General features: G+C 38.2%; 13 protein-coding genes and 1 tRNA gene. 4 read left to right on the forward strand and 10 right to left on the reverse strand.

The features are described from left to right. Position 1: 1 nt before the first annotated feature. The 3 genes from AC2INI_RS19420 to AC2INI_RS19430 all read right to left on the reverse strand — a co-directional run bounded on the left by AC2INI_RS19420 (position 2) and on the right by AC2INI_RS19430 (position 3,650). Positions 2-868 (reverse strand): TonB-dependent receptor, encoded by an 867-nt coding sequence (locus AC2INI_RS19420; RefSeq protein WP_486306085.1) that lies wholly within the window; start codon positions 866-868, stop codon positions 2-4. A 311-nt stretch (positions 869-1,179) separates the two neighbouring features. Beyond that, positions 1,180-2,439, reverse strand: coding sequence for a DEAD/DEAH box helicase (locus tag AC2INI_RS19425; RefSeq protein ID WP_122031978.1), 1,260 nt, complete (start codon positions 2,437-2,439; stop codon positions 1,180-1,182). 173 nt (positions 2,440-2,612) lie between these two features. Continuing rightward, entirely contained in the window at positions 2,613-3,650 is a 1,038-nt protein-coding gene (locus tag AC2INI_RS19430) for a porin (protein WP_486306086.1), read from the reverse strand. A 352-nt stretch (positions 3,651-4,002) separates the two neighbouring features. Between AC2INI_RS19430 and AC2INI_RS19435 the strand changes: the two genes are divergently transcribed. Continuing rightward, positions 4,003-4,093 (forward strand) — tRNA-Ser (locus AC2INI_RS19435). Positions 4,094-4,182: 89 nt separating this feature from the next. Here the strand turns inward: AC2INI_RS19435 and AC2INI_RS19440 are convergent. The 3 genes from AC2INI_RS19440 to AC2INI_RS19450 are packed head-to-tail and all read right to left on the reverse strand — an operon-like array spanning position 4,183 to position 7,653. Continuing rightward, positions 4,183-5,436, reverse strand: a complete 1,254-nt coding sequence (locus AC2INI_RS19440) for an ABC transporter substrate-binding protein (RefSeq protein ID WP_486306087.1) — start codon at positions 5,434-5,436, stop codon at positions 4,183-4,185. After that, entirely contained in the window at positions 5,436-6,956 is a 1,521-nt protein-coding gene (locus tag AC2INI_RS19445; RefSeq protein WP_486306088.1) for an ATP-binding protein, read from the reverse strand. Before AC2INI_RS19445 ends, AC2INI_RS19440 begins: the two co-directional genes overlap by 1 nt. Continuing rightward, a complete protein-coding gene (locus AC2INI_RS19450; protein WP_486306089.1) occupies positions 6,946-7,653 on the reverse strand; it encodes a response regulator in 708 nt (235 codons plus the stop codon). The genes AC2INI_RS19445 and AC2INI_RS19450 overlap by 11 nt, the downstream gene beginning before the upstream one ends. 244 nt (positions 7,654-7,897) lie before the next feature. On the opposite strand from AC2INI_RS19450, the gene ptsG reads away from it, so the two are divergent. Together ptsG and AC2INI_RS19460 are read left to right on the forward strand one after the other, a co-directional pair. Then, a complete protein-coding gene (gene ptsG / locus AC2INI_RS19455) occupies positions 7,898-9,358 on the forward strand; it encodes a glucose-specific PTS transporter subunit IIBC (protein WP_486306090.1) in 1,461 nt (486 codons plus the stop codon). Positions 9,359-9,537: 179 nt separating this feature from the next. Continuing rightward, on the forward strand, positions 9,538-10,482 hold the full coding sequence (locus AC2INI_RS19460; protein ID WP_486306091.1) for a PIG-L family deacetylase: 945 nt from the start codon (positions 9,538-9,540) through the stop codon (positions 10,480-10,482). A 140-nt stretch (positions 10,483-10,622) separates the two neighbouring features. Here AC2INI_RS19460 and AC2INI_RS19465 read toward each other — a convergent pair whose 3' ends face one another. Next, a complete protein-coding gene (locus AC2INI_RS19465) occupies positions 10,623-11,882 on the reverse strand; it encodes a mechanosensitive ion channel family protein (protein ID WP_486306092.1) in 1,260 nt (419 codons plus the stop codon). 270 nt (positions 11,883-12,152) lie between these two features. Between AC2INI_RS19465 and AC2INI_RS19470 the strand changes: the two genes are divergently transcribed. Next, positions 12,153-12,716 (forward strand): HdeD family acid-resistance protein, encoded by a 564-nt coding sequence (locus tag AC2INI_RS19470; protein ID WP_486306093.1) that lies wholly within the window; start codon positions 12,153-12,155, stop codon positions 12,714-12,716. Between the two features lie 102 nt (positions 12,717-12,818). On the opposite strand, the gene AC2INI_RS19475 is transcribed toward AC2INI_RS19470, so the two are convergent. The 3 genes from AC2INI_RS19475 to AC2INI_RS19485 form a co-directional block, all read right to left on the reverse strand. Next, on the reverse strand, positions 12,819-14,210 hold the full coding sequence (locus AC2INI_RS19475) for a PTS fructose transporter subunit IIBC (RefSeq protein ID WP_122031982.1): 1,392 nt from the start codon (positions 14,208-14,210) through the stop codon (positions 12,819-12,821). A 195-nt stretch (positions 14,211-14,405) separates the two neighbouring features. Further along, on the reverse strand, positions 14,406-14,837 hold the full coding sequence (locus tag AC2INI_RS19480) for a PTS sugar transporter subunit IIA (protein ID WP_486306094.1): 432 nt from the start codon (positions 14,835-14,837) through the stop codon (positions 14,406-14,408). A 419-nt stretch (positions 14,838-15,256) separates the two neighbouring features. Next, positions 15,257-16,114: a helix-turn-helix transcriptional regulator gene (locus AC2INI_RS19485; protein WP_045103703.1), complete on the reverse strand. Its 858-nt coding sequence runs from the start codon at positions 16,112-16,114 to the stop codon at positions 15,257-15,259. Positions 16,115-16,381: the final 267 nt, after the last annotated feature.

Genomic DNA, 16,381 nt, shown 5'->3' on the forward strand with positions numbered 1-16,381 from the left:
TTTAAAATCGCATATCAACGGTTAAGAAAAGACTTTTACGTTTACCTAAACCAGCCTCACCCAACAGATATAAACCATCGTCTAATTTATACTGCATACCTAATAAGGTATTCCACGGTGTAACAAGGTGTTGTTCTACGTTGAAACGACCTTCATCATTTTTATTTACAAGCCCAAGCATTCCTTCTAGATTTGATGGAAGTGATAAATCAGAAAGCTGTCCTGATAAAGATTGCTCAACGTCTTGATACATAGCGCCAACCCATAGGCGAAGCGGTGCCCCTAAACGTGTGAAGTCATAACCAATACGAGGAGAAATAACAATAGATGAGATCGTTCCATCAATCACGTTCAGTTCTGTTTCTGTATAACTGGCGTCAGCTAAAGCAAATACATCTTTATAACCACCAGCTAAAACAAAACCAGCACCATAAAGCGTGCCATTAAGATCTAATCGAAAAGGCATTGGATCTTTCGATATAAGTGGGGCATCTACGCTAATTGTTGTCTCTGAATAACCCTTCATTTGTCCAACAATTGCATATAAATTCAAAAAAGGAAATAACCAAACATCACCACGCAGTGTCAGTACCTCACTCATTTGTTCCCCAGGTCCAGCATCGACTTTCACCCATGATTCAGGTAATGGGAATGGCCCTAATTTTAAGCCCTCAAACCCAACACTATCTACAGAGATATCTTGAGTTTGCTTCATGTAACTAACGTTCAGGCCAAACGCTTCAGGCAGGGTATAGCCACGCGCTTCCGCTTCTTCTTTCCAAATGGGTAAGGTAAAAGATTCTGCAAATAAAGAAGAAGAGTAAGATAAAAATAGCAGGCAAAGTACAGAAAGTGCTCTTTGCTTCATAAAAGCTCCAGAACTGAAGGAAAGTAATCCAAAAGTGGCTTCAGTTTTCAGCAAATCATACTCTCAGATACTTTTCTATCAATAGAATTTTACACTGTTTTACAAACAGCAATTTATCAGCTCAAAAATGAGAATTACAGTGGAATATTTGACCAAAATCACACTTTAATAGAGCATTTCACGCAAATAATATTTAAATAACGCTCAAATTAAGATCAAATAAAATACAAATTCCAAACAAAAAAATACCCCGCAATCATAATATGAATGATTACGGGGTATCTATAAATTAATTAAAAGTAATCAAGTGATTATTTTTTAAACTTGCCACGATTTGAATGTATTTTCATTTTCGCTTTCATTTTTCTTTTATCAGCAGAACGACCACGATTTTGACGAGAATGATCTTCTTTTACTGCTCGAGCGTTTGGATCAGGTTCATATCCTTTTAACCACTCTTGCGGTAAACGAGTCTCTAACAGAGTTTCAATTGCTTGCAATAAATACTCTTCATTTGAACTCATTAATGAAATAGCTTTACCTGTACACCCAGCTCGGCCAGTACGTCCGATACGGTGAACATAATCTTCGGCTTTGAATGGCAATTCATAGTTAATCACGCATTCTAATTGCTCAATATCCAAACCACGAGCCGCAATATCCGTTGCAATTAACGCACGAACTTTACCCGTTTTAAACTCTTCTAGCGCACGTAAACGAGCACCTTGGCTCTTATCGCCATTAATAGATGCGGCTTTAATACCGTCTTTTTTAAGCTCTTTAACTAACTCATCAGAGCCCTGCTTTGTTTTTGTAAACACAAGGACTTGTTGCCAGTTACGAGAACCAATCAAGTACGCTAATAGCTCACTTTTACGATGCTGATCGACAGGATAAACCATTTGCTCAACAGTATCAGCAGTACTGTTTGTTGGCGTAACTTGCACTTCTTTTGGTTTATGCAGCATATAGTAAGCAATTTCTCTTACTTTTTTGCTGAAGGTTGCTGAGAAAAATAACGTTTGGTGCTCAGCAGGCATCTTGCGTAAGATCTTTTTAATGTCAGGAATAAAGCCCATGTCTAACATGCGGTCTGCTTCATCTAATACTAAATAGCTCGCTTGGTTTAGCGTAATGGTATTAATATGCACTAGGTCTAATAAGCGCCCAGGAGTAGCAACTAAAATATCAGCGCCACCGACTAAATTGTCTTTCTGAACATTAATGCTAGTACCGCCATAAGCAACCACCACTTTAATGTCAGTTCCTTTGGTGTAACTCACCAAGCTATCAAATACTTGCTGCGCCAATTCACGTGTCGGCGTTAAAATTAAGCTGCCAATAACTTTTGAGTTTTGAGTACGATGAATAGGATTTTCAATTAAACGTTGGATCAGCGGTAAACCAAAAGCGGCGGTTTTACCTGTTCCTGTTTGCGCTCCGGCAAGTACATCATGTCCTTGTAATACGAGAGGAATCGCTTGTTCTTGAATTGGTGTTGCCTCTTTAAAACCCAATTCTGAAACAGTATTTAGTAACTGTTCCGTTAACCCTAATGAAGCAAATGACATGATGAACCTTTAAATACGATAATTTTCGCCGATTGTAGCAAACCATTTCTATTATCCCTATTAGAAGTCATCATCATTTCTAATTTTCTACTCTTTAAAACGTAAAAAATCCAGCGTACTTTGCGATACGCTGGATTATCATTGGAAAGTTAAAGATTAATAACTAGTGTCGATTATAGGTAGTAACGCGCACCTAACATCCACTTATTATCTTCTTTATTATTATAGTCGTTACCTAGATCAACTTGGTAACCGGTAAAGCCAACGAACTTCTTAGTGAAATTGTATTCTGCTTGAATTGCTGAAGTACTATAAACCGTTTTACTAGCGTCATTATCAACCACTGATTCATAGTTCAAGCTTAGGTTTAAACTGTTGTCTAAAGCGTAGGCAACCAAAGCTTCGTATGCTGAACCATCTTCAATAAGAGCGCCAGCACCATCTTTATTCATGTTTTCATTCATTGCGTACACACCGGCAACGTATAAACCAGTGCCGTATGTACCATAAGTACCACTGATCACATGAGATTCAGAGGTTTCTGATTTAGCACTTGAAGCGTAATTCACATCACCTGTGTTGTATGCGTAATTTGCAGAGAAACCAGCTACATTATAGTTCAATGCGATTTGCGCACGATTGCCATAATCATTTTCAATTTTTGATTCCCAAGCGTCTGAAACCGTATCAGATTTACGACCCTGCCAACCAGCGGCAACACCAAGTTTACCGGCATCGCCTAGCTCAAACATTTTACCGTAACTCAGCATTTCTTCCGCACGACCCGTACCTAAGTTACCGTGATCTTCATAGATGAAATCATTGGCAAAGGCGATTGGCATATCAGCAACACCAGCAACGCTGTAATAAGGTGCCCATTGCGTACCTGCAACCATACGGCCAAAATCATTATGCGTTACGCCGATGTAACCTAAACGAGTCGTAAATGCGTTTTCACCACCATCTAGGTAATTAAGCGCCCACTCACCTTTTGCGTCAGCTACAAAGCCATTGCCTAGATCATGCGTTGCATTGAAGTTTAAACGTGGAGAAACTGCAGTTAAACCAGTATCACCTTCATCAGAGCCTTCTAAAGCAACCGATACGTGACCACCTATATCAAAAGTAGTGCCATCTTCGTTGTATAACTCAACAGCAACCGCATTTGAAGAAGCAGCGATAATAGCTAAAGCAAGTAGTTTTTTATTCATTTCAATTTCCATTTTAAAATGGCCTTTTATGTTTTAAGTACATAAAAGTTCCAAGCGACCAACAATTGAAATGAAGATAAACACTTTTAAAACACAAGTAGAGTAAATCGTTAACAAAAGATCCAATAGAAAATAAAATTTAGATAAAAGCACTTGATATACATACGATATTTTTTTGTTTAACAGATGTATCAAAATGTTTTATTGATGTTTTTTTAGCTAATGAAATGAAAACAGATTTGACCGAAACATATAGAAACAAGAAGAATCGAGCAATAAAGGAACAAACAACCAATTTAAATACAATTAGGGGTTTACAAGAAAAGCCGTACCCCCTATTATACGCGGCATTGGAGGGATGGCTGAGTGGTCGAAAGCACCGGTCTTGAAAACCGGCAACCGTTAATAGCGGTTCTAGGGTTCAAATCCCTATCCCTCCACCACATTCTAAGCCCTAGCAGAAATGCTGGGGCTTTTTTGTATCTGAATATCATTAATTTTTAAAATATAGAATTAAATACTTACTGTTCAGTTATTTTTCAAACCTTTTACTACGTGCAACTTTTACAAATTGACTGATAGCTTGCTCTTCTGTCATTGTATCATCATTGAAATAAAGCATTATTAAATCCAGCATTGCCTCTTGAAACGGCAAAGATACGGCCATTGAATCCGACATACTGGGTAATAATGTCTCGTTTTGTTCAGCATACTCAAACTGCTGATTTGCCATCTTTGAACAACTATCAAACGGCAACATATCAACATCTCTTAATACAGGAATTGACCCTTTTTTTTGATTAAATTTCGATTGAAAATCTGACGAAACCAGCGTTGTCGCAAGTTGTTTTACTATCTGCTCTGACTCATTTGACCGTAATTTAAATAAGATAAAACTATCCATATTATAGACAAATGTATTCGAGGTCCCTGGAGCAGCACTGCATAAGTAATCTTTATCCGGTTCAAGACCTTGAGAAGTTAACTCACCTTTCACCCAATCACCTTGCAACTGCATTGCCGCTTCGCCCGTTATCATTAAAGGTGTAACCGCACTCCATACCAATGATGCGCTTTTTATACTAGTATATGGTTTAAGTTCTCTAAACGTAGAAAAAAGTGTACGAGTCTGTTCACTAGTAATAACATCAATATCAAAGTCTACCAGCAGATCACGATAATACTCCGAACCATGTAAACCAAGCGCCATCACTTCAAATATAATAGCCAATTGCCAAGGCTCCTTACCGACAGCCAATGGCGTCACACCCTGTGATTTTAAAACTTTTGCTATATCAAAGAATTCGTCCCATGTTTCTGGTGGTGTTAGATTATACCTATTAAATACCTCTTTATTGCTCCACAACCAATTAACACGATGAATATTAATAGGTACACTGACAAAAGATCCCTTGTATGTATTAACGTCAACAGCAATCTTTGGCAATCTCTCTCGCCATTTATTCTTCTTTGCAACACTATCGAGGTCCGCAAGAAAGCCAAGTTTCGCCCATGACTTAACATCCAGTCCATTAACCTGAGCCATTTCTGGAGGATTTCCTGCGATAGCTCTGGCTTGAAGGACTGTGGTCGCAATACCCCCCCCACTCCCAGGAACCACAGCATCACGCCACATAATATTCTCTAATTCAAGCTTCGATCGAAGTTCATTCAAGGCTCGTTGCTCCCCCTCAGAGCTCCACCAATGTAACACTTCTATTTGATCTGCATTAGCATTCATCAATGAGAAGTAGAAAACTAAAAATCCAATAGTACGAAAAAACATCAATCCTCCCTCGGCAAAGACAGCACAACAATCAAACCACCTTCTGGATGATTTTTCAAAACCAACTTACCATGATGACTAAACACAATGTTTCGGACAATACAAAGCCCTAAACCTGTTCCTTTCTGCTTTTTATGTGCTACACGAAAGTACGGTTCAAACACTTTTTCTCTCAAATCATCTGGAATGCCTTCACCATAATCTCGAAACTTAATAATAACTTTATCATCATGATCTTTAAGTGAGATCTCAACTCTTTCGCCATACTTAACTGCATTCTCTATCAAGTTACTTAACATACGTTTAAGGGCAACTGGCTTCCCAATAAGAGGGGCTCGAAGTGAGCCATGAAGTAAAACTCGGGGTTGTTCTCTATTATAAATTTGGTAAAGTTCTTGTAATAGCGCATCTAAATCAACCTCCATTAGGTGTTCTTTTATATCCGTATTTTTGATGTAATGGAGCGCTCCTTCTACCATAAATTCTAATTCATTGAGTGAACGCTTGAGTTTCTCTTTTTCCTCCTCGTTTTCTAACATCTCTATGCGTAATTTAAGACAAGCAATAGGCGTTTTAAGATCATGCGAGATCGCACCAAAAAGTAAATCCCTGTCGCGAATATAAGCTCGTATTCTTCGATTCATGATATTAAAAGCATGTACAGCTGCAACTAGTTCGCCACTACCTTCTTCTTTAATAATTCGCGCATCCATTTTATTACCCATCATTTTCGCTGCTTGTGCTAATTTATTTATAGGTCTAATTTCATGACGAACCAAAAACCAAGTAAAAAGAAGAATGCTTATTGATGTAAGTAAAATGAAATTAAGCTGACGAGAATCAAGAAATTGAGTTTCTAAACCGACATACGGAGCTGGAAGGTTTGTAGCTAAATATAGCCATTGCTCATGATTATCATCCTTACTTTTCTTTTCAGTAGGAAGTTGAAACTGCATCACTAATATAGGCGGGTTATGCTTAGCCTTCTCGATCGTATAACGCGCAAATGCACGAGGAATATCATCTAATGGGACCTCTGCATCATAGGCTCTCAACTGATCACGCTTAGTAAAATCTACATTAACATCCATTTTTTCGCCTAAAAAATCGATAAGATTCTGCGTAATTTGTGTCGTGAGTGACTGTTTTCGTTCCGTCTCTGCCAATCCGGAGATCAAGATCTGTTTACTATTAAGAGAAATAAAAAAACGAGTGCCCCCCATACTTCGATTTTGTTCTAACACCAAATGACGACTAGACTTTGGTAGTTTTCGATAATATGAAACGGTGTAAGCAGCCATCGAAGCGATATTTTCTAGTGCCACTTCCAAACCCTCTTTTTCTTTCAGGTATATATTGCTATACCAGATGGCACTAGTAATTAGCTGCGACGAGAGGATCACTAAAGACAACATGATGACAAATCTACTAACTAAACCAAGGGGGAACACTCTTCGATAAAAACGCCTAAGTGACAAACTCTCCCTATAAGAAAACGGTACTTGTCTATTACGATTCATGAATGACATCCGTACTAAGCATATACCCCTCATTTCGGAGGGTTCTAATTACCGAATGTTCGGTATCATCTAATTTCGTTCGTAATCGACTAACCTGAATATCAATACCACGTTCCAGTGGCATAGCTTCGCGTCCCCTAATGGTTTCCGATATAACCCCTCTACTTAGCGGTTTATTTGGATTACGTAGAAAGAGAGTTAGCAAACTAAAATCAGCCCCAGAAAGTTTTTTTTCTTCGCCATTCGATGCAATTAATACTCGCATTAATATATCAAGCTTCCATTCTGAAAAGCAGATGTATCGTGCATGCTCTAACCCCTGACTAAACTGTGAACGGCGCAGTAACGCTTTAATGCGGGCTAGCAATTCTCGAGGACTAAATGTTTTAGTTATATAGTCATCGGCACCTAACTCTAACCCTGTAACCCGATCAACTTCATCTGTCACTGCTGTTAACATTATAATGGGAACGTTTGAAGTTTTACGAATCCGATTACATAACGTAAAACCATCATCTCCTGGTAACATAACATCTAAAATAATAAGATGAGGCTCACCATTAGCCAGTACTTTATTCATCTCTTCGCCATCACAGGCGGTTGTAACATCAAATCCAGATTTAGCAAGATATGTACTTAACGCATCCCTTAGATCTTCACTGTCATCTACGATAAGAATTCTTTTTTGGCAAACCATGTAATCAGCCTGTCCCTGTAAATTTATTCCGTACTAAATATTGCACTATTCACACTCTATCAGCGTAGTGATACTACTGTATTTGCGACTGTTATCACGTCAATATGTACTTTACCTCTTCTATGTAACTAAGCGGATACAAAACGATTTCCAAATGATACCTAAGAGTTGAACAGACCGAATAAGATAGATAGCGAGATACATAAAAAACGTATTAACTTTTTTTATTCACTAAGGACGTGTTATGTTAAGTTCATTTTTCGGATATGCACAAAAAATAGGTCGATCACTTATGCTACCAGTTGCCGTACTTCCGGCTGCAGGTTTAATGCTTGGTTTAGGTAATTTTGGCCTCTCACAACATCTATTCTTTCCCGATGCTTTCTGGTCCATAATGATGCAATCTGCCGATATGATTTTCAGTAATATAACCTTACTGTTTGTTATCGGAGTTGCGATCGGTCTAGCAAAAAACAATGATGGTACTGCTGCATTAGCAGCAGTTGCTGGCTGGATTGTATTCAATGCATCAATGGGGCGTACTGTCGTACTTCGCGGTATTGAAACACATCAAGATTACTTAACTCAAGTCATGGGTATTAGCAGTCTAAATACGGGCATATTTGGTTCGCTATTGATAGGTATACTCGCTGCCTATTTCTTTAATAGATACCACACAATTAAACTACCTGATTATCTCGCCTTCTTTGCGGGCAAACGCTTCGTTCCTATCATTACAGCTTTTGCTTCTCTATTCATGGGAATTCTATGCGCATATGTATGGCCATTGATAAGCCAAGCAATCTATAGTGGCATTGATAGTATTAGTAGCTTAGGGCAACCTCTAGCATTTGGTATTTATGGTTTTGTTGAGCGAGCTCTTATCCCTCTAGGCCTGCACCATGTTTGGAATGCGGTATGGTTTTTTGAAGTTGGTAGTTACGTCAATGAGGGCGGAGATGTCGTACGCGGTGAACTTTCTCGTTTTTTTGCTGGCGATAAAAGTGCAACCGGGTTAGGCGGTGGTTTCATGTATACAATGTGGGCTCTTCCTGCTGCTGCATTGGCTATATACCATTGTGCAAAACCAGAACATAAAGTAATGGTTGGTGGGCTAATGGCCTCGGCTGCATTCACGTCTTGGCTAACTGGTATCACCGAACCGATTGAGTTTACCTTTCTCTTCGTCGCACCTGTACTCTATTTTGTACACTGTATCTTAACTGGGGTTGCATTTGCCATTACTAACGCACTTTCCATTCTTCATGGAACAGACTTTGCTCACGGTGCACTGCAATTCTTCCTATATTGGGGATTATCAGAAAACGCAATCTATTACTTTATTATCGGACCAATCTGGGCTGTACTTTATTACACACTTTTCCGATTTGCCATTACACGTTTCGATATCAAAACACCAGGACGAGAACATGATATCGAAGCCGAAGCGATAGAGATCGTTGGTGAAGAGCGAGCTCTCGATTTGGTGACCGCTATGGGCGGAAGGGAGAATATAATCAACCTTGATGCGTGTATCACGCGATTACGAGTTGAGCTCAAAGATATAAATAATGCAAATATTCCGCGAATAAAGCAATTAGGTGCTATCGATGTCGTCATTGTTGGAGATAACTTACAAGCTATCTTTGGAACACAATCCGACAATATAAAAACCGAAATGGCAATGGTACTCGGCTCACTTTAATTAGTTTCGGGAATTAAGATTATCCTTAATTCCCGCACACTAATCCATCTAAAATTAAAAAACTTAATTAGTGATCAGATCCCAATACTGAAATCTGGTCGTCTACAGATCAAAGCAAGATAGAAACGATAAAAAATTGAGATGCATGATTTATTACTTAAATAAAACAAGGACAAACCATGAAAAAGAATTTACTTGGCTTACTAATGCCTTTTGTTCTCATAGCGAGCGCACAAAGTGCTTATGCTTACTCAGATATCTATAATATTGAAGGAAAAGAGAATTTAATTATTATCAGTCCTCATCAAGATGATGCTCTACTAACTTTTGGTGGGTACCTCCAATTTTTAAAAGATGCAGGTAAACTTGATAACGTTCGAACTGAAATAAATGTAATGGTCGGTTTATCTAATTATTCAACTAATTGGCATAATGTCACTACTGAGCACCGTGTAATGCATATTTCAAAAAATCGCTATTCAGAAGATCTTGACGGCCTATCTAATTTATTCGGCGGTTGGGATAAATTCCGTTACAAAATTCAAGGCCTTTGGGATGCACCATTACGTGGTTATGAAGGAAGAGAAACCGCTGGTGGCGGCTCTGCTGGTACATTTAAAGATTTTCGTCAAGAAGAAATTTCTGAGTTCAACTATGCTGTAGAAATTATCAAACCAATGCTAATAAATGACAAGTCACTTGTTCTTGTTCCTATTGCTAATGGTAACCACATCGATCACTTCATTATGAAAGAAGCTGTAATTAAAGCAGCCTATACCCTTGGCGATGAGGCCAAAGCAACAATAATTTTTGGACAAGACCAACCTTATACAGGTGCTAACCCAAGTGGTGAAAACGAAGAAATCGATGCACTTATTAAGCGTCTACCTTCTAATGCTATTACTAAAAACTACGTTACCCTAATTAAAGATACTAATGGAGAAACATCAAAACTTCGTATCTACAAAAAAGACTATCTTACACAATACGATGAAGGGTATCTGATACCTTTAGAGAACAACATAGAAGAGACGCTTTATGTCTGGAAACCTTCTACTTATAAGTCAGTAAAAAGTCACATAGATTGTGGTGTTAATCAAACATTCTGCAAACTGGCAGAGTAAACATTCTTAAACAACAAAAAGAGTTTCGTATTCAATGATGATTTTCTTTTGTCGTTAGTATAAATAAAGCCAATGTAAACATACATTGGCTTTCAACTTATAATCTCAACTACTTCATATACAATATAGATCTTCTTTCTCTATTTACTACCAATCATTGCAGCATCGTGACCACTTAACGCTTGGTAAGGGCGTAAATCAAACAATGGCATGATGGAATAAATATGATCGAAAATATCGGCTTGTACCCCTTCGTAGAATACCCAATCCGTATTGTTGGTAAAGGCATAGATTTGTAATGGTAAACCTTCCGGGGTTGGTTCAAGTTGACGCACCATAAACATCATATAAGAGTGAATATCTTTGTTGGTACGTAAGTAAGCGGCTAAATAAGCACGGAAAATACCCACGTTCGTCATTTGCCGAATGTTTCCTAAATGAGGAATATCATCTAACTCTTCATTAAACGTATCTATTTCTTTTGATTTCTCAAATAAATACTCACGTAAAATTCGAATACCCTTTAGTGACTCAATTTCATCAGCGGTCATAAAGCGGATCGAATTCACATCAATATTAACCGAGCGCTTAATACGTCTACCGCCAGAATCAGACATTCCTTGCCAATTAATAAAGGCATTTTGAACCAATGCATAAGCTGGGATCATACTCACTGTATTATCAAAGTTTCGAACTTTTACCGTCGTTAATGAAATCTCTTCAACTGATCCATTTGCTTTAAACGAATCCATTTCAATCCAGTCATTTAGCGTAATCATTCGGTTAGCTGAAAGTTGAATACCGGCCACAAAACCTAAAATGGTGTCTTTAAATACCAACATCACAAAACCCGTTGCAACCCCTAGCCCACTCAAAAATATCACTGGTGATTCATTCGCAAGGATAGACATGGTTACCACGATACCGATAAAGAAAGTAAATAACTTAATCAGCTGAACGAAGCTCTTAATTGGCATTCGACGGGTAATGCCTTTTGCTGTAGCCATATCGTTAAGCGTATCAAGCAGCGCAAACAGCATAGAGATAAAGACAACTAAAATTGAAATACTTAATATTTTATCGGCTGTCGTCGAAAGTAACGTGTAATGACCAAGCGCAAGAGGAAAGAGTAAATCTAAAATAGTAATAGGTACTAGCAAGGTTAATTTTTCAAATACTTTGTATTTTGTAAACCCTTCTAATAAAGGAATATTGGTCCGTTGAAGAACATTACTTATCGTTCGAACAATAATATGACGAGTGATTAAATAACCAATAAGAGCGACTCCAATAACAACAAGCACAAAAACACCTGTCAGCTCTAAACCGTAAGGATCGCTATTGATACCTAACGAGCTTAATTTACCTGCAATATAGTTACGAATATGATGCTCTAACACGTAGCCATCCTTAATTTCTTAGGTTATTTCAAAAATGATAATAATTTTAGGCTTTTAGCTTGTTTCTACAAGTACTATTTTCAGTATAGATACTCTCAAGCCAAAAAATCAGAGATAAAAATATTAACGAGCTAGAACGGTAGTTTCCTTGCACAAATAGATTAAAACACGCGCATGATCACAATTTTTGAAAACTTAGATTGCTTTAAGTTAAATCTAATTTTTAGGACTACAATCTCGAGGTCTCTTACATTTAACTCAGAGGTTAAAATGGAAAATCAAACTCCAAGTCAGGCTCTAATTTCCAAAGGTTGGAAATATTTTATTATTGTTGGCGTCATTGTCGCGCTTGCAGGGTTAGGAGCAACTAGCCTACCTGTTATGGCTGGTGTGACGATTTCGACGATCATCGGTACCCTATTATTAATCACAGGGTTGGTTCAGGTTTACCATACTTTCCGTATTCATTCTTGGAAAGAAAAAATATGGTATGTGTTAAGTGCCTTATTTTATATTGTTGGTGGTTTATTTATTCTCTTTAACCCACTAGAAGGCCTTATGACAATCACAACAATCATGGTGGTTGTGATGATCTTTAATGGTCTAACCCGTATGATTTTTGGGTTTACCAATAAGAACCTTCCTGGTAGTGGTATGGTTATCTTGAGTGGATTACTCTCTGTCGCTATTGGAGGATACTTCTTCTTCCTACTTGATAACCCTGAGTTTTCATTATCATTATTAGGTACGTTTGTTGGTGTCTCTCTCATCATGGAAGGCGTAAGTTTTGTGTTTCTCGGCATAAGAATGAAAAAGTTGGCGCACAACAATTAATCTGATTTATTAGAAATAAAAAAGCCTCTTGGGGGATCAAGAGGCTTTTGATTAGGAGATTTTCATTCAAAAAAGGTAGTTAATCTCTTCTGCTTTTTGCTATTAACCCTGAAGAAGTGTTAATGCATTTTTCATCGCTTCTTTTGTTGAACATTCAACTTGACGAATGTTAGCAAAACGATCTGATTCTTTTACTGGAATATCATGAGCAAGGATAATGAACTTAGCGTTCGCTACGTCTTTTGCTGTCAGTTTGTTCACTAAGCCGTTAGACCCTTGAGTCTCAACTTTAATCTTGATGCCTGCTGCTGCGCCTGCTTTCTCTAGTGCTTTTGCTGCCATGAACGTGTGCGCTACACCTGAAGGACAACAAGTAACCGCTAGAACATCATACTCACCTTCGCCAGCAACTGGTGCCGCTTGAGCTTGTACTGGTGTTGCTACTGCTGTTTCATCTTCTACAACTACTGGTTTCCAGAAGCCTACAATTAGCGCCGTCGTTAATGAACCTAGTGCAATACCTACAACATACATTGGGATGTTGCTAGATACAGGTGCTGTAATTAAACCGCCCCAAGGTGCATGAAGTAATACATCAGTCATGAAACCAAACACACAGCCAACCATGCCGCCAATTACGATAGATGGAAGAACACGCATTGGGTCATTTGCTGCGAACGGGATAGCCCCTTCAGAGATACCAATTGAGCCCATGATTGCCGCTGCTTTACCTGCTTCTTGCTCTTCTTTAGAGAATTTCTTCTTAAACATGAATGTTGCAAGTGCCATACCTAGTGGTGGAGTACAAATCGCGATACCAACGCCACCCATTAGCCATGGTTGTGTATTTACTTGTGTTTGAGCGAATAGTGTTGCTACTTTGTTGATTGGGCCACCCATATCAAACGCCGTCATACCACCAAGAATCGCACCTAGAACCGCTTTAGAAGAACCCGCCATTGACGCTAGGAATTCATTCATCGCAATCATGAAAGAAGAGATAGCTGCACCTAAGCCCCACATTACGATACCCGCAGAAACTAGTGTACCAACAAGAGGATAGATAAAGTAAACGCCTAGTGCGCTTAAATGTGCAGGGATAGGCAGTCTCTTAAGTTGAAGAACCACACCGCCAGCAATGAAACCAGCAACGATACAACCAAGGAAGCCACCACCTAGATCAGCCATAATGCCCGATGCAATAAATGCAGGTGCTAACGCTGGTTTATCCGCAATAGAATAACCAATAAAGCCACCCAAAATGATTGGGAAAAGTACAAGACCTTTAATCGCGATAGTTGAAATATCCGCTAGAATACCCGTATCAGGAACTGCACCTTTACCCGTAGCCATTACTGCTAGAGCTAAAAGTACCCCACCAGCAACCACGAACGGAAGCATGTGAGATGTACCAAAAAGCAAGTGTCCTTTTAATTTGGATAGCGTTTGTTTCCAATCACCAGATGGTTGAGTTGTTGCAGTCATCGTTGACATAAAAGTAATCCTAAAGTGAGTAAAACTAAAAGTTATGCCAATCACAGTAAGTAAGTGTTCAGAAATAGCGAAGGAAAAAGGCTTGAAAACAAGGCAGAATTTTTCGATAAGTAGTTATTCTACAATCAAAAACTCTAACGCAGTTATCAAGTCTTTTAACCAGCTAGGATGACCAGTTATTTACTACGATTGGTATTAATTAATCAGTAAATCTAAAATGTCTTGCTCGGTCGTCGCTTTTTGCATATCTGCAATTAGGTCATCACCGAATTTTTCAAATAACGCTTGTAGTGCATAAATGTGGTGATCGCCGTTTTCTGGTGAGGCAATCATAAAAAATACGGTTGGTTGGTCATCATCAGCACCGTATTCAATCGCCGTTTTTGATACGCCAATCGCAATAGCTGGTTCAATAACCGCGGCATTTTTTGTATGAGGGTAAGCAATACCCATATCAGAAGTCACACACTGCGCTTCACGCTCATAAATACCCGCTAAAAAGTTTTCTTTATTATCGATACGGTTATTATTTAATAACATTTCAGCTAACTCAGAAAATACGCCATCTTTCGTTGTCGCTTCTAAGTTAAGTTTAATTAAATTGGTATTTACTAATGTAGTGATCATGGTGTTTCCCTTAATAAGAATTTTTACTTAATTCAAACTGCATTAAGTTGATGAGGGAATAATATGAATTAAAGTGACTCTTGGTAAGTTGACATTTAAAGCATTTACTGGACTTTTGTACCCGCAAAATCAAAGTGTGATGACAGTAACAATTATGTGTTCAAAAAAGGTAGAAAGGATAGAACACATAGAAAAACAAATCACAAAGCGATTAATAACAACAACTTAAAATCAAAACCAATAAAAGACTGACTTTAATAGTGATAGATCACAAAAATATGGTGGAGAAATTTTTAACAATAAGAGGGGGAAACCACGTTAAATATGTGTCATTCAACATGGCTATTTAGAAGAAATACTGAATATGATCTTTACGATAGGGCTTTCATTTGGCTTTATTATTTAGGCATTAATAAAAACTATATTTTAACCATGGTTCGATAGTCTGACGGGGTATAACTGGTCTTCTTTTTAAATACTCGATAAAAATAATTCACGTCTTGAAAACCACAACGCGTAGCGACTTCAGTTAAACGGAAGGTATATTTCTTCAACATGAATTTTGCACGTTCAATGCGCACCCAAGTAATATAATCTGCTAGCGTCATATGCCCTTGCTGCCTAAACATACGAGACAAATGGTTTGGCGAAATATTAAAACGACTAGCGATATTATTTCTATCAATACTGCGATGGAAGTTTTCTTGGATATAAATGCATATCCCTTGATAAAGATCTTCACTGCGCTTTTTAGGAGAGATGACATCATTTGGCTCACCTAACATTGTTTTGCTATAACTCAACAATGCCAAAAGTAGATACTCATCAATCTGGTTTTTATTAGGTTCACGAGCGAGAGCATTTAGCGCTTCTAAAATATTATCAATCGCATGGCCAGTTCGAGTTTGAATACTGTACTTTTGCACATCATAGAAACCCTCTTCGCCCTTACGCTTACTCACTAAACTGAACCCCACTTGTCTGCGACCAAAAAGTAAGCTCAGTACAGAACAATCCTCACTCCAATTGGGTTTATTCCAGCAGTTTGGTGGGATATAGAGTGCGTCTCCCGCCATGATTTTAACTTCAGTAATCCCAATGTCTGGATCTTCGATCTGATTTAGGTACTCACCGCTAATCACTAGCTCTAAACGGGGAAAGTTAACTTGGTAACAACATGAGGGAGGCGTCACTTTATCGCCTGCAAACCAGATCTGATTAAAGCTTTCTCTTTCTGACAGTAGCGCCTCTAAAACAGTATTAAATACTAAACCCATGTTCATCTCTGTACTAAAATTAACCACACTTTTATCCACCAACCCCATCAAAATCAGGATGTTATTGATAAATAACCCATCAATAATTACATAAAAACAACAATCTAAGTCATTATTTATTAAGTACTTTTTTGACTTGTGCATTATAGCTTTTTGGGTTTATAAAAATCAGAGCTGAATCACACTTGGCTTTAGAGGATACAAAAATCCAGTAAATGCATTTCTCGCACACTTACCAATCTATCTCATCAGAATCACACTATTCCC

This window comes from Aliivibrio friggae (assembly GCF_057368515.1).